Raw genomic sequence first — 19,594 nt, forward strand, 5'->3', positions numbered from 1 at the left:
CCCGGCGGTAGGACCGGCCGGCCTCAAGGGAACCTCAGTTTCCGTGCCGTACCGGAACGGTGCTCAGAACGTGACGTCGGAGCAGGCGTAGAACGCGTTGCCCGTGTCGGCGATGGTCCACACCGCGAGGATGACGTGGTGACCGCTCAGGCCGGACGGCAGGGTGCCGCTGTGACTGAGGGTGGCCGGCGGGCGCTGGCCGTTGTAGGGCACCGTCAGGAACGGGGTGAGGTTGAGGTCCGAGCGGGACAGGGCGTGGTTCTGGTTCCAGCCCGGCTTGGTGACGTAGTACTTGAAGTCCGTCGTGGCGTGCATGGCGGTGAACTGCCAGCGGAACGTGTACGACTGACCGCCGGTCACCCGGGTCGTGGGCCAGGCCGCGCCGGACGGTGTCTTCGGTGCGCTGAGCTGGGCGAACTGCCCGAGGCCGCCGTTGCAGAGCTGGCCGTCGGCGGGTCCGCCGGCCGGGAAGCCCTTGGGGCCCTCGACGCTCTGCGGCTCCCACTGGATCGAGCCGCAGTTCGTCACGGTGCCGTTCTGGCAGAGCTTCTGCCTGCTGACGGGGAGGTCGGTGTAGCCGTGCCCGCTGGCGCCGCCGGTGGAGAGCGCGAAGGCTCCGGCGGTCGCCACGCCCAGCACGACTGCGGTCAACTTGGTCTTGGTGCGCATGCTGCCGCTCCTGGAGAACGTGGGGGATGTTCACTGAGCTGAGCCGTGCAGTAGGTCTAGACCAAGTCACAGATTATTGCCGTACCTTGAACATGTCCAGACCAATCCCCAGGCCCGTCACACGCGCTCCCCGCGCCCCGAGCAGAACGCCACCGTCAGGTCCCGGACGAGCACCTTGCGCTCGTAGTCGTCGAGTTCGACCAGGCCGCGCATGGTCAGCCGGGTCACCGTGTCCTCCACCGAGTCCACGACCGAGTTGAGCATCCCGGCCCGCTCCCGGGCGTCCAGGGCCGCGATCCGGCGCCGGTCCATCGCGGCGGCCACCTCCGGGGCGTACTCCACCCGGACCGGCTGCGCCGAGAACACCTCAAGGCCGATCGGCGCCGCGTCCGCCACCACCAGCCGGGTCAGCGCCTCCCCGGCCGCCGCCGCACCGCCGCCCGCCCCGGCGGGCATCTCCACCGGCACCCGGGCCAGCGCCGCCTCCACGCACTCCCGCAGATAGGTCTCGTGGTCGTCGATGCCGAGCACGGCCCGCGCGGTGTCCCGCACCCGCCACACCACCAGCACCACCACCCGCAACGCCACCCCGTTGGCGTCCGCCGCCGGCATCACCTCGCTGCGCCAGTGCCGCAGCCGCACATCCACCCGGCGGCGGCGCAGCAGCGGGTTCACCCAGAGCAGGCCGGTGCGCCGGACCGTCCCCCGGTAGCAGCCGAACAGCCCGAGCAGCCGTGCCTGTCCGGTGCGGCCCCGGGCCAGCCCGCCGAAGCCGAGCGCACCGAGCGCCCCGGACCCGGCGAACGCCGCCCACTGCGCCGGACCGAGCCCGGCGCCGGTGTACGGCGGCAGGCGCAGCGCCCCCGCGGCGAGCGGCGGCAGGACGCCCGCCCACCACGAGGTGACCAGTCCGCCCACGAGCCCGCCCGCGCCGGCCAGCACCCCGGCCAGACCGGGCAGCACCCGCGCCGGACGCTCCGCCAGTTCCGGATCCAGGCGCGGCGCCGTCCGGCTGCGGGCCGGGATGGGGCGCCGGAACCGCGGCTGCTCGCCGGTGCCCTGCCGGCGGCCCACCACCGCGGGCCGCACCGGCACCGACACCGCCTCCGGTTCGTCGCGGAACAGCAGATGGACGGGGATCTCGGTGGTCGCCTCGTTCTGGATCAGCCGGGCCGGGCGGGTGGCCGTGCCACCTGCCGGGCGCCCCGCGCTCTCCGGCTGCTCCTCGGACTCCGACGTGTGTGACGTGGTCGTACTCATGCGTGCTCCAGCCTCCGCGCCAGATGCGTCATGACAGTGAGAAAGGGTGGGACGGGGAACGGTCGGGACGGACCGCGGGAACCGGACGGCCGGGACAGCGGGACTACGGGGTCTACGAGAACAGGCGGCGCCAGGTCTCCGGGCCCGGGTAGCCGTCCACGGCCCCGCCGCGCCAGCCCTGGCCGCGCTGGAAGGCCTCCACGGCCCGCCGGTCCGCGTCGCCCCAGCGCGGACCCGGACCGGTGGGGTAGAAGCGGCCGAACCCCTTCTTCACCAGCCGCTCCCCCAGTTCGGTCACGTACGCGTTGACCTCGCCCGGACGGAACCGGGCCCGGCCGGGGTAGCCGGGCACCCCGTGCGAGGCGGGCCGGGGCGGGCCCGTCCGTCCGGTGACCGGCCGCGGCGCCTTGCCGTCGCTCGCCGCCTGCGCACCCGCGGTGTCCGCGACGACGCCCTTGTAGCGGTAGGGAACGTACTTGGAGGCGTTGCTCCAGTAGGGGTACGGCGTGGCCTGGCTGCGGGCGTTCGGGGGTGTCTGCTCGTAGACCGTGTAGTAGGTGTGCGTGTAGTCCGTCCAGCCGCCGAAGAGCACGACGTGGGAGCCGCGCTCGGGGTCGTCCGGATTGTGGAAGAGCAGCATGTCGCCGGGCAGCAGCTCCTCCTTGGTGATCTTGACGCCGTACTGGTCGAGGCTGCCGGTCCACTCGTTGGAGCCCAGCCCCCACGCCATGGACACATAGCCCGAGCAGTCCTGCCGGTAACCGTCGCTCCAGTAGTCCTCCATGCTGTACGGCACCTTTGCGGCCACCCAGACCTTCGCCCGGTTGATGATCTGGGTCCGGGTGGCGGGGGGCGGCGTGGCCGGAGGCGTGGTGGCCGGATCGGGCAGGGGCCCGGCCGGCCCGTGCAGCGGTGACTTGGCACCCTGCGGGGTGGCGGGCTCGCCGTCCCCGGGGTCACCGGGGCGGTGCGGGGACTGGGGCGCGGTGAGAGCGGCGGCCGGGGTGAGCGCGCCGAGGGCGGCGGACGCGGCGGCGGCCACGATCACCACCCCCCGGGCCGCCAGGTGGCCGCCGAAACGTCCGTACAGCGGGCGGGAGCCGGCCCGCCGTACATGGACGCAGGCCGGGCAGTCGCAGTCGCGCCCGGGGTCGACCTCTTCGAACGCCGGAGCAGTCATGCGATCTGCCTCACATTCGGGGTGGAAATGTCCGCCACTGTGCACGTTGATCAGTTTCACAACTGTCGTCACGGTGCGCATGTTGACGGTCCGAACGATGTACATCCCGTATGACCGGCTCCCCCGTGCGCAGCACATGGTCGGGAGCACTCGGGCCGGTCGGGTAGAGTTCTCTCGTCAGCAGGCGCCGCTAGCTCAGTTGGTTAGAGCAGCTGACTCTTAATCAGCGGGTCCGGGGTTCGAGTCCCTGGCGGCGCACTATGACGATGGCGAGGAGTGTTCGCGTGAAGCGCGAACCACCTCGCCATCTCTGTTTCCGCGCGGCTTCGCCACGCGCCGCGGGGGCTCTCCCCCCAGCCGCGGTGACCGGCATCCCGAGCCGGAACCCGGCCGTCCCCCCGATTGGCCGGATACCCTCTCGCCATGGCAGCCCGGGACCTGCAGGAGCGGATCAAGAAGCTCATCGTCGACCGACGGCTGCCCCCGGGCGCCCCGCTGCCGACCGAGCCCGAGCTGATGGAGTTCCTCGGGGCGAGCCGGAACTCGGTGCGCGAGGCACTGAAGGCGCTGCAGGCGATGGGCATCGTGGAGATCAGGCACGGCTTCGGCACCTACGTGGGCCCCATGTCGCTCGCCCCCATGATCGAAGGGCTCGCCTTCCGCACGGTGGCCGGGCACTGCCGGGGCGAGGACTCCCTGCTGCAGCTGCTGGAGCTGCGCGAGGCCGTCGAGACCGGACTGGTGTCGCGGCTGGCCGGACGGCTGCCGGAGTCCGACCTCGTTGAACTGGACGCCCTCGTCACCCGTATGGAACAGGAGGCCGCCGAAGGGGCGGGCCTCGCCGAGACCGACCGCGCCTTTCACGCCACCCTCTACCGGGGGCTGGACAACGTACTGCTGAGCGAGGTGCTGGAGGCGTTCTGGGACGCCTTCCACCGCGTCCGGCGGGATCTGCTGGAGGTGCCGCAGGACCCGCGGGTCACCTGCCGGCAGCACCGGGAGATCCTGGACGCGGTCAGGTCCGGCGATTCCGTGCGCGCGGAGGAGGCCATAAGAGACCACTTCGGCCATATCCGCGCCCGGCTCTCCCCCATCGGCGCACCCGAGCCCCCCGAACACCACCCGCGCCACAATCAACGGGTTTGACCGGTAAACTCCATGTTTCCCGTCTTGCGATCACGCTGGACGCCGTAGAACCCTGGTTGTCACCAAGTCGCGTCTTCGCGGCAGTTGGGGGGAAGCAACCGGTTGCCTGCCGGCGGGGAGGGGGCCCCGCTCAGTGAGCTGATGCCGAGGGGGGCATCATGCAACCGGAAGGTCGTGATCCCGTGTCTATAAGGTGTGCAGGACATGGTGACTGCGACCCACCACTATGTCCGCCTGTGACGGCCGAGGGGACCCCGACCGGGCGGTAAGAACCGACGAAACACGCGGTGACTCGCGTGCAGGGGGATGACTCATGACGTCCACGCCGACGGGCGCCGGGCAGAGCCAGGAACAACACAACGACCCGTCACAGACCACACAGCTTCGTGCGGTGACGCATCGGACCGGCCAGTTCCGCCGAATAAAGAAGAGCCTGCCCAGATACGACTACGAGCACTACAGCCGCCTCTCGGGTCCCCTCACCCAGCCCGACCCGGCGAAGCCCTACCAGGTGCAGTACCGTTCGCTGCTCTCCCAGGAACCGCACCGCGTACGGGCCGCGCTCATGCTCGGCGCGGCCCCGGTGCTCTCGCTGGTGCTGCTGTTCTGGCTGCTCCAGCCGGAGCACTGGACCGAACGCGACTATCCCGCCTACGACTTCCTGCCCGCGCTGGACATCGTGATGCTGGTCGCGATCGGCCTGATCGAGTTCTTCCGCTGCATGAACGTGCTGTCCAACGCGCACGCCACCCTGGTCGCCCGCGACCCGGTCCCGGTGGTGCCGGAGACCGGCACGCGCGTCGCGTTCCTCACCTCCTTCGTGCCCGGCAAGGAGCCGCTGGAGATGGTGACCAAGACGCTCGAGGCGGCCGTGAAACTCCGTCACCGGGGCCTGATGCACGTCTGGCTGCTGGACGAGGGCGACGACCCGGCCGTCAAGGAGGTCTGCGCCAGGCTCGGCGTCCGCCACTTCTCCCGCAAGGGCGTCGCCCGGTGGAACCAGGCCAAGGGCCCGCACCGCGCCAAGACCAAGCACGGCAACTACAACGCCTGGCTGGAGGCGCACGGCGGCGACTACGACTTCTTCGCCTCCGTCGACACCGACCACGTGCCGCTGCCCAACTACCTGGAGCGGATGCTCGGTTACTTCCGTGACCCGGATGTCGGCTTCGTCATCGGCCCGCAGGTCTACGGCAACTACGACACGTTCGTCACCAAGGCGGCCGAGTCGCAGCAGTTCCTCTTCCACGCGCTCATCCAGCGGGCCGGCAACCGGTACGGCGCCCCGATGTTCGTGGGCACCTCGAACGCCGTGCGCATCAAGGCGATCAAGCAGATCGGCGGTCTGTACGACTCGATCACCGAGGACATGGCCACCGGGTTCGAGATGCACCGCGCCACGAACCCGGCCACGGGCCGCAAGTGGAAGTCCGTGTACACCCCGGACGTGCTCGCGGTCGGTGAGGGCCCCAACGCCTGGACGGACTTCTTCACCCAGCAGATGCGCTGGTCGCGGGGTACGTACGAGACGATCCTCAAGCAGTACTGGAAGGGCTTCTTCACCCTGCCGCCCGGCAAGCTCTTCAACTACACGATGATGATCATCTTCTACCCGATGTCCGCCCTCAACTGGATTTTGGCGGCGCTGAGTTGCGCCCTGTTCCTGGGAATGGGCGCCTCGGGTGTGAACATCGACCCGACCGTGTGGCTGATGCTCTACGGCAACGCCTCCGCGCTCCAGATCGGCCTGTACATCTGGAACCGCCGGCACAACGTCTCCCCGCACGAGCCGGAGGGCTCCGGCGGTGTGGCCGGCATGGTGATGTCGGCGCTGTCCGCGCCGCTGTACGCCAAGGCGCTGATCGACTCGGTGCTGCGCCGCAAGAGCAAGTTCGTGGTCACGCCCAAGGGCGACTCGGCGAGCCCGGACACCTGGTTCGGCACCTTTCGGTACCACTGGTACTTCATCGCGATCTTCGGCGCCTCGATCGTCGCCGGACTCGCCCTCGGGCACTCCCACCCGGCGATGATCACCTGGGCCTCGTTCGCCCTGCTCATCACCGCGGCACCGGTCTTCGTCTGGCGCCATGAGCTGCGGCAGCAGAAGAACGGGCCCCGGCACGCCGCCGGTGCGCCGGCGCCCGCCCCGGCGGCCGAGCCGCAGGACGCGGTGCCTCCGCGGTACGCGGCCCAGGTGCCGCCGGTCCCGCAGCAGCGGACCGGCCACTCGGGCCCGGCCGCGGGCAACGACCAGACCATGCAGATCGCCCTTGGTGGACTTGGGGGACGTAAGGAATGAAGGACCAGGCCGGCCGCCGCCGTGCTCGTCGACTCGCGATAGGCACGGCGGTGGTAGTCGCGCTGGCCGGGATGAACGGGCCGTGGCTCTACCGCTTCGGAACCGAGCAGTACCACCAGTACAAGATCAACAAGCCGGAGTACAAGGCCTCCAACGGCAAGTGGGACATCGTCGAGTTCCCACCGGAGTACCGGCAGGACACCATCCACGCGGCACTGCTGCACACCGGCAAGGTGCTGCTGGTCGCGGGTTCGGGCAACAACCAGGACAACTTCGACAAGAAGCAGTTCGACACCCGGATCTGGGACCCGGTCAAGGGCACGATCAAGAAGATTCCCACGCCCACCGACCTGTTCTGCACCGGGCACACCCAGCTCGCCAACGGCAACCTGCTGATCGCGGGCGGCACCAGGCGGTACGAGAAGCTCAAGGGCGACGTCACCAAGGCCGGCGGCCTGATGATCGTCCACAACGAGAACCCGGACAAGCCGATCACGCTGCCCGCGGGCACCCGGTTCAGCGGCAAGACCAACGGCAAGACCTTCGTCTCCAAGGACCCGGTGCTGGTACCCCGCGCGAAGAAGGTGTTCGACCCGCAGACCGGTGTCTTCCTGCGCAACGACCCGGGCCTGGGCCGCATCTACGTCGAGGCGCAGCGCAGCGGCACCAAGTACGAGACCGGCACCCAGGACAACTACCGGATCCAGGGCCTGAGCGGAGCCGACGCGCGCAACACGTACGGCATCGCGCAGAAGCTCGCCCTCGACAAGAAGGACTTCCAGGGCATCCGCGACGCCTACGAGTTCGACCCGGTCGCCGAGCGGTACATCAAGGTCGACCCGATGAACGAGGCCCGCTGGTATCCGACGCTCACCACCCTGTCCGACGGCAAGGTCCTCAGTGTCTCGGGACTGGACGACATCGGCCAGCTGGTGCCGGGCAAGAACGAGGTCTTCGACCCGAAGACCAAGAAGTGGTCGTACACCTCGAAGCTCCGGCAGTTCCCGACGTACCCGGCGCTGTTCCTGATGCAGAACGGGAAGGTCTTCTACTCGGGCTCCAACGCGGGCTACGGACCGGACAACGTGGGCCGCAAGCCCGGTGTCTGGGACGTGGACACCAACAAGTTCACCAAGCTGCCGGGGCTCGGCGACGCCGACCTGATGGAGACGTCCGGGACGGTGCTGCTGCCTCCGGCCCAGGACGAGAAGTTCATGGTGGTCGGCGGTGGCGGGGTCGGCGAGTCGAAGCGGTCCAGCAGGAAGACCCGGCTGATCGACCTCAAGGCGAAGAACCCCGAGTTCGTGGACGGGCCGGAACTGGCGAAGGGCACCCGGTATCCGCAGACCTCGATCCTGCCCGACGACACCGTGCTGGTGTCCGGCGGTTCGGAGGACTACCGGGGGCGCGGCGACTCCGACATCCTGCAGGCCCGGATGTACCACCCGGACAGCAACAGCTTCACCGAGGTCGCCGATCCGCTGGTGGGCCGCAACTACCACTCCGGGTCGATCCTGCTGCCGGACGGACGGGTGATGTTCTTCGGGTCCGACTCGCTGTACGCGGACGCGGCCAACACCAAGCCCGGCAAGTTCGAGCAGCGGATCGAGATCTACACCCCGCCGTACCTGTACCGGGGTTCGCGGCCGTCGCTCAGTGGCGGGCCGCAGACCATCGCGCGGGGCGCCTCGGGGACGTTCACCTCGGCGCACACCTCCAGCATCAAGAAGGTGCGGCTGATCCGGCCGAGCGCCTCGACCCATGTGACGGACGTGGACCAGCGGTCCGTCGCGCTGGACTTCACCACGTCGGGCGACAAGATCACCGTGACGGTGCCGAAGAACCGGAACCTGGTGCAGTCCGGCTGGTACATGCTGTTCGTGGACGACGACCAGGGGACGCCCAGCAAGGCCCAGTGGGTCAAGGTTCCCTGACCGGGGTTCCGCGGGCCCGAAGGTACGCAGCCGCGTTCCTCGGCTTCGAAGGGGCGCCCTCCGCACGGGAGGGCGCCCCTTCCGCTCGCTACCGCTTGCCCGCCTCGGCCAGCCCGAGGGCGTAACCGGCCCACCACTGGCCCGCCTTCGGGCCGCCCTTGCAGGTGCCGTCCGACTCCCCCGGGCGCTTGACCCACAGATAGGCGTCGATCAGCGGGTCGTCCGTCCTGGTCGTCGGGGTCCGGCCCAGCCCCCGGCCGGGCGGGTTGCACCACCGCTGGGCCGGATCGCCGCCCGTGTAGGGGCCGTTGCCGTTGCGGCTGGTGTCGACGACGAAGTGCTTGCCGCCCACCTTCGCCGAGAGCTGCTTGCCGTAGGCGATGGAGTCCTCGGTGGAGTAGAAGTTGGAGACGTTGACGGCGAACCCGTCGGCCTGGTCGACGCCGGCCCGGCGCAGGGGCTCGAAGATCTGGTCGGGGTGGCCCCAGCCGGCGTTGCCCGCGTCCAGGTAGACCTTGGTGTTCTTCAGCGACTTCAGCTTGGCGACGGCGCCCTTGAGCAGGTCGTAGCGCTCCTCGTGGACCTCGTCCGGGGTGCAGCCGTCGACGAGGTGCAGGACGGCGTCGGGTTCGAGGACGACGGTGGCGGTGCGGTCGCCGATGCCCCGGGCCACGCCGTCGATCCAGGCGCGGTAGCCGTCGCCGTCGGTGGCGCCGCCCTGGGAGTACTGGCCGCAGTCGCGGTGCGGGATGTTGTAGAGGACGAGCAGGGCCGTACGGTCGGCCTTCTCGGCGGCCTCGGTGAAGCCGCGGGCCTCCTGCTCGGGGTTCTCGGGGCCGATCCACTCCCCGGTCGGCTGCTCGGCGATCCGCCGGATCCGCTCGGCCTCGGTCTTCTTGCCGGCCTTCTCGTAGGCGGCGAGCTGGCGGGCCGCGTTGCCGTCCGGGTTCACCCAGAACGGGTCGGCGGACTTGGGCTGCTGGCCGATGTCCGCCTTCGCGTCGTCCGCGCCGTCCCCGCCGGACGAGCAGCCGGCGAGCAGCAGTGCCGCCCCCAGCACCGCCGCGGACGCCCGTACCCGAGCTCGTGCCGCGATGCGGGCCCCCCTGCTGTCGTGCATGCGATTCCCCCCTGGGCGCATCGTTCCGAGTGCCAATCGTGGCACACCGCCGCGGCCGGTCACGAGGTCGCTCTGGGGCTGTGGGGCGGGGGGTTCAGGGGAGCCCTCGGGTGGGGGATCCGGCGGTCAAGGGCCGGTGCCGGTCAGGTACGCGGACACGATCACGTTGGCCGTGTAGCTGCGGCTCGCCCGGTCGAAGGTGCCGCCGCAGGTGATCAGCCGGAGTTCGGCGCGGCCCTGCTTCCGGGGCCCGTAGGCCGTCCTGGCGTCGAAGTCGTCGCGGGGCAGGACACGTACGTCGTCGATGGTGAAGCGGGCGACCCGGCCGTCCGCGCGGACCACCCGGACCGTCTCACCCGGCTTGAGCGTGCTGATCTTGTAGAAGACGGCGGGCCGGGTCTCCGTGTCGACGTGTCCGACCAGCAGCGCGGTCCCCACCGCGCCGGGCTTGGTCCCGGAGCCGTACCAGCCGACCACTCCCGGCTGGTCGAACGGAGGCGGCTCGATGGCGCCCCGCGCGTCCAGCCCCCGGGCCACGACCGGTGCGGTGACGGCCAGTTGGGGGATGTCGAGGCGCTGCGGAACCGCGGCCGTGAGCGGCGTGGCCGCGGGCGGCAACCGGACCGCCTCGGCGCGGCCGATCCCGGCCACGTCGCCCGTGGCGGGCCCCTCCGGGCTCCGCGGTACGCCGGTGACGCCCCGCCCCCACAGCCACAGCCCGCACAGCAGCAGCGTCCAGGCCAGGACGGTGACCAGGCGTCCGGTGGCGGAGCTGCGCCCGTACTCGTCGGACATGGCCGCTGCCCGCGCTCAGTCCGTGCCCGGGCTCCGGCGGCCCCTGCGCAGCCCGACCGCGGCCGCGGCGACCCCGGCGAGGGCCAGGCCGGTCACCGTCTGCCCGGCACCCGGGCCGGACCCGTCGGTGGCCACCGTGGCGAAGTGCGCGGTGCCGCCACCGCCCGCGGCGACCGGCGCGACGGGCGAGGCGGCCGTGGTGAGCGCCCCGGACGGGCCGGTGGGCTGCCCGGTGTCGCCAGTGGCGTCCCCCTGCTGCTGCGCCAGGCCCGCGCCCGTGCGCCCGACGGTGATCCTGCTGTTGAGCGCCACGTCGGCGCAGGTGACCCGCACGTCGTAGACGCCCGGCGCGACCGAGGCCCGCACGCGGGTGTCGCCGTTCAGGATGCCCATGTTCGACGTCAGCCGTGCGTCGGCGACGAAGGCCTTCGAGGTGGCGACGGCCCGCGCCGCACTGCAGCCGCGCACTCGCAGCGACACATCGGTGCCGGGGGCCGGGGAGACCGGGGTCACGGAGACTTCCTTGCCGCCGTCGGCCGTCAGGGAGTTCCCCTGGCCGCCGACGGCGGCGCAGGCGGCCGTGGTGAAGGCGGTGACGGCGAGCAGTCCGGCGCAGAGAGTCCCGGTACCGAGAGTGAGGCGTTGTGAGCCCATCGTGAACCTCCAGATACTGGGAGGCTCCCCCGTACCGGGTGCCTCCGCATCCTCGGGAGGCACGCGATTACTCCGAACAGGTGATCGGGCGGGGCCTCAGACGAGGTCGACCACGTCCGCGATGGAGTCGACGACCTCCGAGGGCCGGAAGGGGTAGCGGTCCACGTCCTTCGGCTGGGTGACGCCGGTCAGCACCAGGAAGGTGCGCATCCCGGCCTCCAGGCCCGCCAGGACGTCGGTGTCCATGCGGTCGCCGATCATCGCGGAGGTCTCCGAGTGCGCGCCGATCGCGTTGAGCCCGGCGCGCATCATCAGCGGGTTGGGCTTGCCGACGAAGTACGGCTTCTTGCCGGTGGCGGCGGTGATCAGGGCGGCGACCGAGCCGGTGGCCGGCAGGTCGCCGTCGGTCGAGGGGCCGACGTTGTCGGGGTTGGTGGCGATGAACCGGGCACCGTTGTTGATCAGCCGCACGGCCTTGGTCAGGGCCTCGAAGGAGTACGTGCGGGTCTCGCCGAGTATCACGAAGTCGGGCTCGTGGTCGGTGAGGATGTAGCCGATGTCGTGCAGCGCGGTGGTCAGACCGGCCTCGCCGATGACGTAGGCGCTGCCGCCGGGCCGCTGGTCGTCCAGGAACTGGGCGGTGGCCAGGGCGGAGGTCCAGATGTTCTCCACCGGCACGTCGAGGCCCATCCGCCGGAGCCGGGCGTGCAGGTCGCGCGCGGTGTAGATGGAGTTGTTGGTGAGCACCAGGAAGGGCCGCTCCGAGTCGCGCAGCTTCTTCAGGAAGGCGTCGGCACCGGGGATCGGAACCCCCTCGTGGATCAGGACGCCGTCCATGTCGGTGAGCCACGACTCGATGGGCTTGCGGTCTGCCATGCGTTTGCGTCTCCTGACGTGCGTACGGTCAAGAAAGGGGGGCGCCGGAACCACGGCGTACCGACGCCCCCAGCCTAATCAGACGGCCGGGATCTTGACCCGGGCAGGTCGCAGGTCAGTTGAACGGGGGAGGCGGAACCGCCCTCAGCGGCGCCGGCGGGCCAGTAGGAAGGCTCCGCCGCCGACGACGAGGAGCACGGTGACGGCCGCGAGCAGCCCGTGGGCGAGCCCGATCCCGGTCCGCGAGAGCTCCCGGGCCCGCTCGCCGGCCTGCTGCGCGGCCTCGGTGAAGGGCAGCGCGCTGGTACCCGGATCGGCACCGCCGGCCGTCGGCCGGGGCTCGGTGCCGGTGCCGGTGCCCGTCGAGCTGACGGGGGTCGCCGCCGCCCCGGGACTGGCACTGTCGTCGGGACTCGCCGTACCGCCCGGACTCGCGCCACTGTCCGGACCGGTGGTCGCGTCACCGTCTCCGGGGGTCCGCGTCCCGTCCCCTTCCTGTTCCGGTTCCCGCTCCTCGTCCGGCTGTCGCCCGTTCCCCCCGCCGTCGACGGTGAAGCGGTAGTCGTTGGACTCACCGACCCAGTCGCCGTCCGCGCCCCGGCGCTGGACGACGGCGGCGTTCGCGGTGATCCGGTCGGGCACGGTGTCGGAGGTGAGGGAGAGCCTGAGCTTGACGGTGACGGTCTTGCCGGGAGGCACGGTGAACCCGTCGAATCCCTCCGCGTCCAGCACGCCGACCAGCTCCTGGGCGTCGGTGCTCTCGAAGCCGACGGGCAGGGTGCGGGTGCCGTCGTAGAACTCCAGCTTGGGCTGGGACGGCTTCAGGGCGCGCTTGTCGTCGACGAGCACGACGACCGGGTGGAGGTCGGTGCAGGTCCGGCTGGTCGAGTTGGTGAGATCGAGGAACCAGGTGCCGAATCCACCGCCCGCCTCGTAGGCGCCGGGCCCGCCGTGGATGCGGGTGGCCAGCGGAAAGGCACGGTCGCCGGACACCGCACACGTGGCGTCCGCCTGGGCAGCGGCCGACGGCATGGGCACGGACACGGCGCCTGCGGCAAGACCCAGGGACAGGGACAGGCACGCACACAGTCGCATAAACACCTGACTATCCCGGAAAACCCCTTCGACCCCGGCCCGCCACTCCGCGACCCCGCCCGAATGCCCGCGGCTTTCACCCGGCTGCGGGCATTCGGAGCTGCGGGCACCGAGCCGCTTAGCTGCGGGCATGCGTGCCTCCCCCAGTGCCTCAAGGGCCTGGGGGGACCCCCAGGGCGGCACGGGTGGCGATGGGGGTCCCCCCGCTCGAGCGAAGCCGAGAGTGGGGGAGGCACCTTGCGAGCGCGGGCAAGCGAAACGCGTCCCGGCCCGCACCAGCACCGGGCACCTACAAGCGCGGGCAGGGGCAACACCCCGGGTCGGCACCAACACCGCGCACTGCCAAGCACCGCCAAGCGGGGCACCCCTTACCCCACCACCCGCCCAAACACCGGCGCCAGCAACAACTGCGCAGCCCCCTCAGCCACAACCCGCTCCCCACCGACAACCCGCACCGGCACACACCCCCCGGCCACCCCCTCCCGCCGAGCCCGAGCAGCCAGCACCTCCGCGACCCCCTCCACGAACACCTCCGGCGCCGCCGCCACGGTCCGCCCCCCGAGCAGCACCAGATCGATGTCGAGCAGCCCGGCCAGGTTCCCCGCCCCCACCCCCAGCACCCGCGCCGCCTCCCGCACCTCACCGCGCGCCACGGCCCCCAGGCAGAGCACCTCCACACACCCCCGGTTCCCGCACTCGCACGCGGGCCCGTCGAGCTGAACGACCTGGTGTCCGAACTCCCCCGCCCCGGTCCGCACGCCCCGGTGCACGTTCCCGCCGATCACCAGCCCCGCCCCCAGCCCCGTACCGAGATGCAGATACGCGAACGAGCCGCCGCCTTCGCTCCCCTCGCGACCACCGCCCGCACCACCGCACACGCCCACCGACAGGCCCAGAGCCGCCGCGTTCGTGTCCTTGTCCACCACCACCGGCACCCCCAGCCACTCCACCAGCGCGTCCCGCAGCGGAAACCCGTCCCACTCCGGGAACCCGGTGACCCGGTGCAACACCCCCCGCGCATGGTCGAGCGGCCCGGGCAGGGCCACGCCGACCCCGAGCAGCGAGCCGACACCGGCGAGCCCCCCAGGAAGGCCCCCGGAAGCTCCGTGACCTCCCAGCACCTCCGCCACCAGCCCCGACACCTCCGCCGAGACCACCCCCAGCACGGCCCGCGCCCCGCCCCCCAGGTCCAGCGCGGCGCGCCGCTCGCCCACCACGGCCCCGTCGAGATCCACCAGCACCGCCCGCAGCTCGTCCCGGTCCAGGTGCACGCCCACCGCGTGCCCCGCCTCCGGCACCAGCCGCAGCACGGTGCGCGGCTTGCCCCCGGTGGACGCCCGGCGCCCGGCCTCCGCCGCGAATCCCGCTTCCCGCAGCCGCGCGGTGATCTTGCTGACGGCCTGCGGGGTCAGCCCGGTCCGCTCGGCCAGCTCCAGCCTGCTTATCCCCGCCGTCCCGGCGCCGCGCAGCAGGTCCAGTACCAGCGCGGTGTTGTGGGACCGCACCGCGAACAGGTTCGCTCCGACCGGTCCGCTCTTCGTCCTGCTCACGCCACCCATCCCCCCATTGTCCTCGCCGCTTGCACTTTGGCAACAGCGTTGCCAAAGTAGAGGGCATGACTGGTACCCCCCTCCGCGTCGGCCTGATCGGCTACGGCCTCGCAGGCTCCGTCTTCCACGCCCCGCTGATCGCGGCCACCGAGGGCCTCACCCTGGACACGGTGGTCACCTCGAACCCGGAGCGGCAGGAGCAGGCCCGCGCCGAGTTCCCGGACGTCCGTGTCGCCGGCACCCCAGAGGAGCTGTTCGGCCGCGCCGGCGAGCTGGACCTGATCGTCATCGCCTCCCCGAACAAGACCCACGTCCCGCTGGCCACCGCCGCCCTGGAGGCGGGCCTGCCGGTGGTCGTGGACAAGCCGGTCGCGGGCACGGCGGCCGAGGCGCGGGGGCTGGCCGCTCTCGCCGAGGAGCGCGGCCTGCTGCTGTCGGTCTTCCAGAACCGCCGCTGGGACAACGACTTCCTGACCCTGCAGGCCCTGCTGGAGAAGGGGGAGCTGGGTGACGTCTGGCGCTTCGAGTCCCGCTTCGAGCGCTGGCGCCCGCGCCCGAAGGGCGGCTGGCGCGAGTCCGGCGACCCGGCGGAGATCGGCGGTCTGCTCTACGACCTCGGCAGCCATGTCGTCGACCAGGCCCTGGTCCTCTTCGGCCCGGTCACCGAGGTGTACGCCGAGACGGACATCCGCCGCCCGGGCGCGGAGACCGACGACGACACCTTCATCGCGCTCACCCACGCGAACGGCGTCCGCTCCCACCTCTACGTCTCCGCGACCACGGCCCAACTCGGCCCGCGCTTCCGGGTGCTGGGCTCGCAGGCCGGCTTCGTCAAGTACGACCTGGACCCGCAGGAGGCGGCCCTGCGCGCGAACGAGCGCCCCGGCACCACCGCCGACTGGGGCACGGAGCCCGAGTCCCTGTGGGGCCGGCTCGGTGCCGGTGAGTCCCCGATGACCGGCGGCGGCCGCCCCGTACCGACCCTCTCCGGCGACTACCCCGCCTATTACGCGGCCGTGGCGGCGGCCCTGACCGGCGCGGGCCCCAACCCGGTGCCCGCCCTCGAAGCGGCCGCCGCTCTCGACGTACTGGAGGCGGCCCGCCGGTCCGCCCGCGACAAGGTGACGGTGACCCTCTGATGCACCAGCCCAAGATCACCCCGAAGTTCGCCCCCGAGATCACCCCCAGCGTGGAGGAGTTGGAGGCCCAGGAACGCCGCCTGGTCTTTCGGCAGTTCACCTACGACGACGCGTGGGCGCTCGGCTCGCTGCTGGTCGAGCTGGCCCGGGACCGCCAGGCCCCGGTCGCCATCGACATCCACCGCGCCGGCCAGCAGCTATTCCACGCGGCCCTGCCCGGCTCCACGCCCGACAACGACGCCTGGATCCTCCGCAAGCGCCGGGTGGTGGAGCGCTACGGCGCCTCCTCGTACCTGGTCGGCGCCCGCTTCCGGGCCAAGGGCACGACGTTCGAGGAGTCCTCCCGCCTGGACGCCGACGCCTACGCGGCGCACGGCGGCTCCTTCCCGGTCAGCGTCGAGAACGTGGGCGTCATCGGCACGGTGACGGTCTCCGGTCTGCCCCAGCTCCAGGACCACCGGTTCGTCGTGGAGGCGCTGGAGCAGTTCCTCGGCCAGTAGCCCGCCGGCGGGATTACCGCGCGGCTCCCTCCGGTTGGGACCGACGTGCACGATGATCACAGCACGCCACCCATCCGGAGGGAAGTGACCCGATGAGCGAGTCGACGAACGACGCGAGCACCGCCAAGGAGACCGTCGGCAGGTACGGCGTCTGGAGCGTGGGCCTGCGCTCGGAGGACCCGGCCCTGCGCGGCGAGATCGCCGAGGCCGCCGCGGAACTGGAGCAACTCGGGTACGGAGCGGCCTGGCTGGGCGGCAGCAGCGCACCCCGGCACGCCCTCCCGCTCCTGGAGGCGACGTCCCGGCTGGCCGTCGGCACGAGCATCCAGAGCATCTGGCAGTACGAGGCCGAGGAGAGCGCTGCCGCCTTCGCCGAGGTGGAGTCGGTCCGTCCCGGCCGCTTCCTGCTCGGCCTCGGCGTGAGCCACGCCAAGCTCGCGGAGCAGTACCGGCGGCCGTACTCCGCGCTCGTCTCCTACCTGGACGCGCTGGACAAGGCCGGTGTCCCGGCCGGGCGCCGGGTCCTGGCGGCCCTCGGCCCGAAGACGCTGGAGCTCTCCCGCGACCGGGCGGCGGGCTCGATCCCCTACCTCGTCACCCCCGAGCACACTGCCCGGGCCCGCGAGATCCTGGGCGAAGTGCCGCTACTGGCACCGGAGTTCAAGGTCGTCCTGGAGACGGACCCGGCCAAGGCCCGCACCCTGGCCCGAGAGCATCTGGCGATGTACCTGGCGCTGCCCAACTACACCAACAACTTCCAGCGCCTGGGCTTCACCGAGGCCGATCTGACCGCGGGCGGCAGCGACCGCCTGATCGACGCCCTCTACGCCTGGGGCCCCGAAGACCGCATCCGCAGCCAGATCACCGCCTTCCACGAGGCAGGCGCCGACCACGTAGCCCTCCAGATCGTCGACACCGGCGACCGAAACACCCTCCCCCGCGAGGCCTGGCGCCGCCTGTCCGACCTCCTGCGATAACCACAGCGGCGCGCCCCGAAAGGGGCGCGGGGAACTGCGCGACCAACCACAACCCACCCGCACCCGACCCACAACCTGAGTGGCTCCGTAAGGGGCGCGGGGAACTGCGCGACCAGCCACGGACCCACCCGCAGCCGCAAACCAACCGCAGTCCCCCACCCCCCAGCGGAGCGCCTACGCGTCCTTCAGTTCCTGCCGCTGCCGCCCCAGCCCCTCGACCTCCAGCTCCACCACGTCCCCGGCCCGCAGAAACGGCTTCGGGTCGGGCTGCCCCAGGGCGACCCCGGCCGGGGTACCGGTGTTGATGACGTCACCGGGGTACAGCGTCATGAACTGGCTGACGTAGCGCACCACTTCCCCCACCGGGAAGATCTGCTCGGCCGTGGTCCCGTCCTGCTTCAGCTCCCCGTTGACCCACAGCCTCAGCCGGAGCGCCTGCGGATCCGGGACCTCGTCCGCCGTCACCAGCCAGGGGCCCAGCGGGTTGAACGTCTCGCAGTTCTTCCCCTTGTCCCAGGTGCCGCCCCGCTCGATCTGGAACTCCCGCTCGGACACGTCGTGCGCCACCGCGTACCCGGCGACATGCGCGAGCCCCTCCTCGGCCGACTCCAGATAGCGGGCCGTGCGCCCGACGACGACGGCCAGCTCCACCTCCCAGTCGGTCTTGCCGGACCCGCGCGGCACCAGCACGGTGTCGTCCGGCCCGACGACCGTGTCCGGGGCCTTGAAGAAGATCACGGGCTCGGTGGGCGGCTCCGCGCCGGTCTCCCGGGCGTGGTCGTGGTAGTTGAGTCCGATGCACACGATCTTGCCGATCCGGCCGAGGGGAGGCCCGATCCGCAGCCCCGCCGCGTCCAGCGCGGGCAGCTCACCGGCATCGGCCGCCGCCCGGACACGGCCGAGCGCGCCGTCGTCGGCGAGCAGCGCGCCGTCGATGTCGTCCACGATTCCCGACAGGTCGCGCAGGGTCCCTTGGGCGTCGAGCAGCGCCGGGCGCTCCGCTCCGGCCGTACCGACTCGCAGCAGCTTCATGGTCACCATCTCCCTCGATCGCGGGCGCCCGGCGGATGGGTGCAGCCATCGCAGGGCTGGTCGATCCTCCAAGTCCGCTGTCCAGTCCACAAGACCCTGTTCAGGTACTGGACCGTAGCCCCGGCCCGCGCCGGGCCCCGCTCACCGGTACAGCGCGGCCCGTTCCAGCGCGCTCCAGGTCGCGCTGGTGACGACGTACAGCGCGGCCGCGAGCGGTACGACCGCCACGGTGACGAGCGTGAAGAAGGACATGAACGGCATCACCTTGCCGACCGCCGCGAGTCCCGGCACCTGCCCGCCGTCCCCGGCGGCCACCGTGACCGGGTTCTTCGCCGCCATCTGCTTGGTGCGCCGGTAGTTGAAGACGGCGACGGCCGCCACGAGGACGAAGAGAGCGAGATAGATGAGTCCGGCCGGCCCGAACACCCCGCCGCCGGCGAGGGCGTCGGTCCAGCGGCCGCCGAGCGGCGCGGCGAGCAGCGAGTGCGTGAGCAGCTCGTTGCTCTCGCCGCCGATCGAGGTGTTCGAGAACAGGTGGTAGAGGAGGAAGAAGGCGGGCAGCTGGAGCAGGCTGGGCAGGCAGCCGGAGAGCGGCGAGATCTTCTCCTCGGCGTGCAGCTCCAGTACCGCCTTCTGCAGCCTCTGCGGGTCCTTGGCGTGCTTCTCGCGCAGCTCGGCGATCCGCGGCTGGAGTTCGGCGCGGGCACGCTGGCCACGGGCGGTGGCCCGGGACAGGGGATGCACGAGCAGTCGTACCAGAGCGGTGAACAGGACGATCGCGGCGGCCGCGGCGGAGGCGTGGAAGAGCGGCTGGAGCAGGTCGGCGAGCTGCTCGACGAGGCGGGCGAAGACGGACATGGGTGGACCCTTCGGGACGGGATGCGTCGGTGCCGGTGTGACCGGAGTGGGCAGGGCGGCATGACGACCCGCGCGAGGGCACCGGTGGGGACCGGCGGTCTCGTCGGTGAAGGTGAAGAGGGTGCCCTACACGCGGATCGTCGCGAGGGCGTTTCCGGGGGCCCGGGGCCGGCGGCGCCCGGGGGCGTCGGGGTCGCGCTGGGGCAGGAAGGCCGTACGTCGGGCCCGGTCGCGTATCGCGGTACGGACCCGGTGGCGCGGGACGGCGGGCGCGCAGCGGCCGGCGAGCATCGCGCAGGCGGTGAGCGCGGACCCGGCGGCGGCCGTCGCGGCGAGGGCGACGGCGGCGGACAGGCTGCCGGTGTCGAGGAGCGCGGCCTGGAGCAGGAACAGATGCACCAGGACCAGCAGGAGGGCGACGCGAGCGGGCGGACGCGCGACGAGGCTGCGGCTGCGGCTGCGGCTGATCACGGCACCCCCTGTCTCCCCTGCCGGACCGTTTCCCGGCCC

The 19,594-nt window shown here is 71.7% G+C and carries 18 protein-coding genes and 1 tRNA gene; 7 read left to right on the forward strand and 12 right to left on the reverse strand.

Annotation, left to right across the window (positions count from 1 at the left end; translation table 11 throughout):
* Positions 1–63: 63 nt before the first annotated feature.
* The 3 genes from AB0924_RS06005 to AB0924_RS06015 all read right to left on the reverse strand — a co-directional run bounded on the left by AB0924_RS06005 (position 64) and on the right by AB0924_RS06015 (position 3,109).
* Entirely contained in the window at positions 64–669 is a 606-nt protein-coding gene (locus tag AB0924_RS06005; RefSeq protein ID WP_358930544.1) for a lytic polysaccharide monooxygenase, read from the reverse strand.
* Positions 670–786: 117 nt separating this feature from the next.
* Positions 787–1,929 (reverse strand): SPFH domain-containing protein, encoded by a 1,143-nt coding sequence (locus tag AB0924_RS06010; protein WP_366910754.1) that lies wholly within the window; start codon positions 1,927–1,929, stop codon positions 787–789.
* Between the two features lie 112 nt (positions 1,930–2,041).
* Positions 2,042–3,109 carry a peptidoglycan-binding protein gene (locus tag AB0924_RS06015; protein WP_366910755.1) on the reverse strand — a complete coding sequence of 356 codons (1,068 nt, stop codon included), beginning with the start codon at positions 3,107–3,109 and terminating at the stop codon, positions 2,042–2,044.
* Positions 3,110–3,293: 184 nt separating this feature from the next.
* Here AB0924_RS06015 and AB0924_RS06020 point away from each other — a divergent pair.
* The 4 genes from AB0924_RS06020 to AB0924_RS06035 all read left to right on the forward strand — a co-directional run bounded on the left by AB0924_RS06020 (position 3,294) and on the right by AB0924_RS06035 (position 8,488).
* Positions 3,294–3,367, forward strand: a tRNA-Lys gene (locus AB0924_RS06020).
* 165 nt (positions 3,368–3,532) lie between these two features.
* Positions 3,533–4,255 carry a FadR/GntR family transcriptional regulator gene (locus AB0924_RS06025; RefSeq protein WP_358930538.1) on the forward strand — a complete coding sequence of 241 codons (723 nt, stop codon included), beginning with the start codon at positions 3,533–3,535 and terminating at the stop codon, positions 4,253–4,255.
* 313 nt (positions 4,256–4,568) lie between these two features.
* The gene (locus tag AB0924_RS06030; protein WP_366910756.1) at positions 4,569–6,554 is read left to right on the forward strand and encodes a glycosyltransferase family 2 protein; all 1,986 of its coding nucleotides are present in this window, start codon (positions 4,569–4,571) and stop codon (positions 6,552–6,554) included.
* Entirely contained in the window at positions 6,551–8,488 is a 1,938-nt protein-coding gene (locus AB0924_RS06035; RefSeq protein ID WP_366910757.1) for a kelch motif-containing protein, read from the forward strand. Before AB0924_RS06030 ends, AB0924_RS06035 begins: the two co-directional genes overlap by 4 nt.
* An 88-nt stretch (positions 8,489–8,576) precedes the next feature.
* Here the strand turns inward: AB0924_RS06035 and AB0924_RS06040 are convergent, their stop codons facing one another.
* The 6 genes from AB0924_RS06040 to AB0924_RS06065 form a co-directional block, all read right to left on the reverse strand.
* A complete protein-coding gene (locus AB0924_RS06040) occupies positions 8,577–9,608 on the reverse strand; it encodes a glycoside hydrolase family 6 protein (protein WP_366910758.1) in 1,032 nt (343 codons plus the stop codon).
* Between the two features lie 126 nt (positions 9,609–9,734).
* Complete coding sequence (locus tag AB0924_RS06045; protein WP_366910759.1) at positions 9,735–10,403, reverse strand: class F sortase; 669 nt, start codon at positions 10,401–10,403, stop codon at positions 9,735–9,737.
* 15 nt (positions 10,404–10,418) lie between these two features.
* Positions 10,419–11,057 (reverse strand): hypothetical protein, encoded by a 639-nt coding sequence (locus AB0924_RS06050; protein ID WP_366910760.1) that lies wholly within the window; start codon positions 11,055–11,057, stop codon positions 10,419–10,421.
* Between the two features lie 96 nt (positions 11,058–11,153).
* On the reverse strand, positions 11,154–11,933 hold the full coding sequence (locus AB0924_RS06055; RefSeq protein WP_358930526.1) for an HAD-IIA family hydrolase: 780 nt from the start codon (positions 11,931–11,933) through the stop codon (positions 11,154–11,156).
* Positions 11,934–12,077: 144 nt separating this feature from the next.
* Positions 12,078–12,965 (reverse strand): hypothetical protein, encoded by an 888-nt coding sequence (locus AB0924_RS06060; RefSeq protein ID WP_366910835.1) that lies wholly within the window; start codon positions 12,963–12,965, stop codon positions 12,078–12,080.
* A 431-nt stretch (positions 12,966–13,396) separates the two neighbouring features.
* Entirely contained in the window at positions 13,397–14,587 is a 1,191-nt protein-coding gene (locus AB0924_RS06065) for an ROK family transcriptional regulator (protein WP_366910761.1), read from the reverse strand.
* 56 nt (positions 14,588–14,643) lie between these two features.
* Here AB0924_RS06065 and AB0924_RS06070 point away from each other — a divergent pair, with 56 nt between their 5' ends.
* From AB0924_RS06070 to AB0924_RS06080, 3 genes are all read left to right on the forward strand, one after another.
* Positions 14,644–15,717 carry a Gfo/Idh/MocA family oxidoreductase gene (locus AB0924_RS06070; protein WP_366910762.1) on the forward strand — a complete coding sequence of 358 codons (1,074 nt, stop codon included), beginning with the start codon at positions 14,644–14,646 and terminating at the stop codon, positions 15,715–15,717.
* Complete coding sequence (locus AB0924_RS06075) at positions 15,717–16,217, forward strand: heme-degrading domain-containing protein (RefSeq protein ID WP_366910763.1); 501 nt, start codon at positions 15,717–15,719, stop codon at positions 16,215–16,217. The genes AB0924_RS06070 and AB0924_RS06075 overlap by 1 nt, the downstream gene beginning before the upstream one ends.
* 92 nt (positions 16,218–16,309) lie before the next feature.
* Entirely contained in the window at positions 16,310–17,194 is an 885-nt protein-coding gene (locus tag AB0924_RS06080) for an LLM class F420-dependent oxidoreductase (RefSeq protein WP_366910764.1), read from the forward strand.
* Between the two features lie 174 nt (positions 17,195–17,368).
* Here AB0924_RS06080 and AB0924_RS06085 read toward each other — a convergent pair whose 3' ends face one another.
* From AB0924_RS06085 to AB0924_RS06095, 3 genes are all read right to left on the reverse strand, one after another.
* Positions 17,369–18,226 carry a fumarylacetoacetate hydrolase family protein gene (locus AB0924_RS06085; RefSeq protein WP_366910765.1) on the reverse strand — a complete coding sequence of 286 codons (858 nt, stop codon included), beginning with the start codon at positions 18,224–18,226 and terminating at the stop codon, positions 17,369–17,371.
* Positions 18,227–18,367: 141 nt separating this feature from the next.
* A complete protein-coding gene (locus AB0924_RS06090) occupies positions 18,368–19,084 on the reverse strand; it encodes a YidC/Oxa1 family membrane protein insertase (RefSeq protein WP_366910766.1) in 717 nt (238 codons plus the stop codon).
* A 126-nt stretch (positions 19,085–19,210) separates the two neighbouring features.
* Positions 19,211–19,555: a DUF6412 domain-containing protein gene (locus tag AB0924_RS06095; protein WP_366910767.1), complete on the reverse strand. Its 345-nt coding sequence runs from the start codon at positions 19,553–19,555 to the stop codon at positions 19,211–19,213.
* Between the last annotated feature and the right edge of the window lie 39 nt (positions 19,556–19,594).

It is taken from the genome of Streptomyces sp. NPDC047869 (genome assembly GCF_040704065.1).
Classification (GTDB): Bacteria; Actinomycetota; Actinomycetes; order Streptomycetales; family Streptomycetaceae; genus Streptomyces.

Excerpts from the sequence above, each read along its gene's own strand:
- AB0924_RS06005 (WP_358930544.1), bottom strand. The coding sequence starts at position 669 with ATGCGCACCAAGACCAAGTTGACCGCAGTCGTGCTGGGCGTGGCGACC.
- AB0924_RS06010 (WP_366910754.1), bottom strand. The coding sequence starts at position 1,929 with ATGAGTACGACCACGTCACACACGTCGGAGTCCGAGGAGCAGCCGGAG.
- AB0924_RS06015 (WP_366910755.1), bottom strand. The coding sequence starts at position 3,109 with ATGACTGCTCCGGCGTTCGAAGAGGTCGACCCCGGGCGCGACTGCGAC.
- AB0924_RS06025 (WP_358930538.1), top strand. The coding sequence starts at position 3,533 with ATGGCAGCCCGGGACCTGCAGGAGCGGATCAAGAAGCTCATCGTCGAC.
- AB0924_RS06030 (WP_366910756.1), top strand. The coding sequence starts at position 4,569 with ATGACGTCCACGCCGACGGGCGCCGGGCAGAGCCAGGAACAACACAAC.
- AB0924_RS06035 (WP_366910757.1), top strand. The coding sequence starts at position 6,551 with ATGAAGGACCAGGCCGGCCGCCGCCGTGCTCGTCGACTCGCGATAGGC.
- AB0924_RS06040 (WP_366910758.1), bottom strand. The coding sequence starts at position 9,608 with ATGCACGACAGCAGGGGGGCCCGCATCGCGGCACGAGCTCGGGTACGG.
- AB0924_RS06045 (WP_366910759.1), bottom strand. The coding sequence starts at position 10,403 with ATGTCCGACGAGTACGGGCGCAGCTCCGCCACCGGACGCCTGGTCACC.
- AB0924_RS06050 (WP_366910760.1), bottom strand. The coding sequence starts at position 11,057 with ATGGGCTCACAACGCCTCACTCTCGGTACCGGGACTCTCTGCGCCGGA.
- AB0924_RS06055 (WP_358930526.1), bottom strand. The coding sequence starts at position 11,933 with ATGGCAGACCGCAAGCCCATCGAGTCGTGGCTCACCGACATGGACGGC.
- AB0924_RS06060 (WP_366910835.1), bottom strand. The coding sequence starts at position 12,965 with ATGCCGTCGGCCGCTGCCCAGGCGGACGCCACGTGTGCGGTGTCCGGC.
- AB0924_RS06065 (WP_366910761.1), bottom strand. The coding sequence starts at position 14,587 with ATGGGTGGCGTGAGCAGGACGAAGAGCGGACCGGTCGGAGCGAACCTG.
- AB0924_RS06070 (WP_366910762.1), top strand. The coding sequence starts at position 14,644 with ATGACTGGTACCCCCCTCCGCGTCGGCCTGATCGGCTACGGCCTCGCA.
- AB0924_RS06075 (WP_366910763.1), top strand. The coding sequence starts at position 15,717 with ATGCACCAGCCCAAGATCACCCCGAAGTTCGCCCCCGAGATCACCCCC.
- AB0924_RS06080 (WP_366910764.1), top strand. The coding sequence starts at position 16,310 with ATGAGCGAGTCGACGAACGACGCGAGCACCGCCAAGGAGACCGTCGGC.
- AB0924_RS06085 (WP_366910765.1), bottom strand. The coding sequence starts at position 18,226 with ATGAAGCTGCTGCGAGTCGGTACGGCCGGAGCGGAGCGCCCGGCGCTG.
- AB0924_RS06090 (WP_366910766.1), bottom strand. The coding sequence starts at position 19,084 with ATGTCCGTCTTCGCCCGCCTCGTCGAGCAGCTCGCCGACCTGCTCCAG.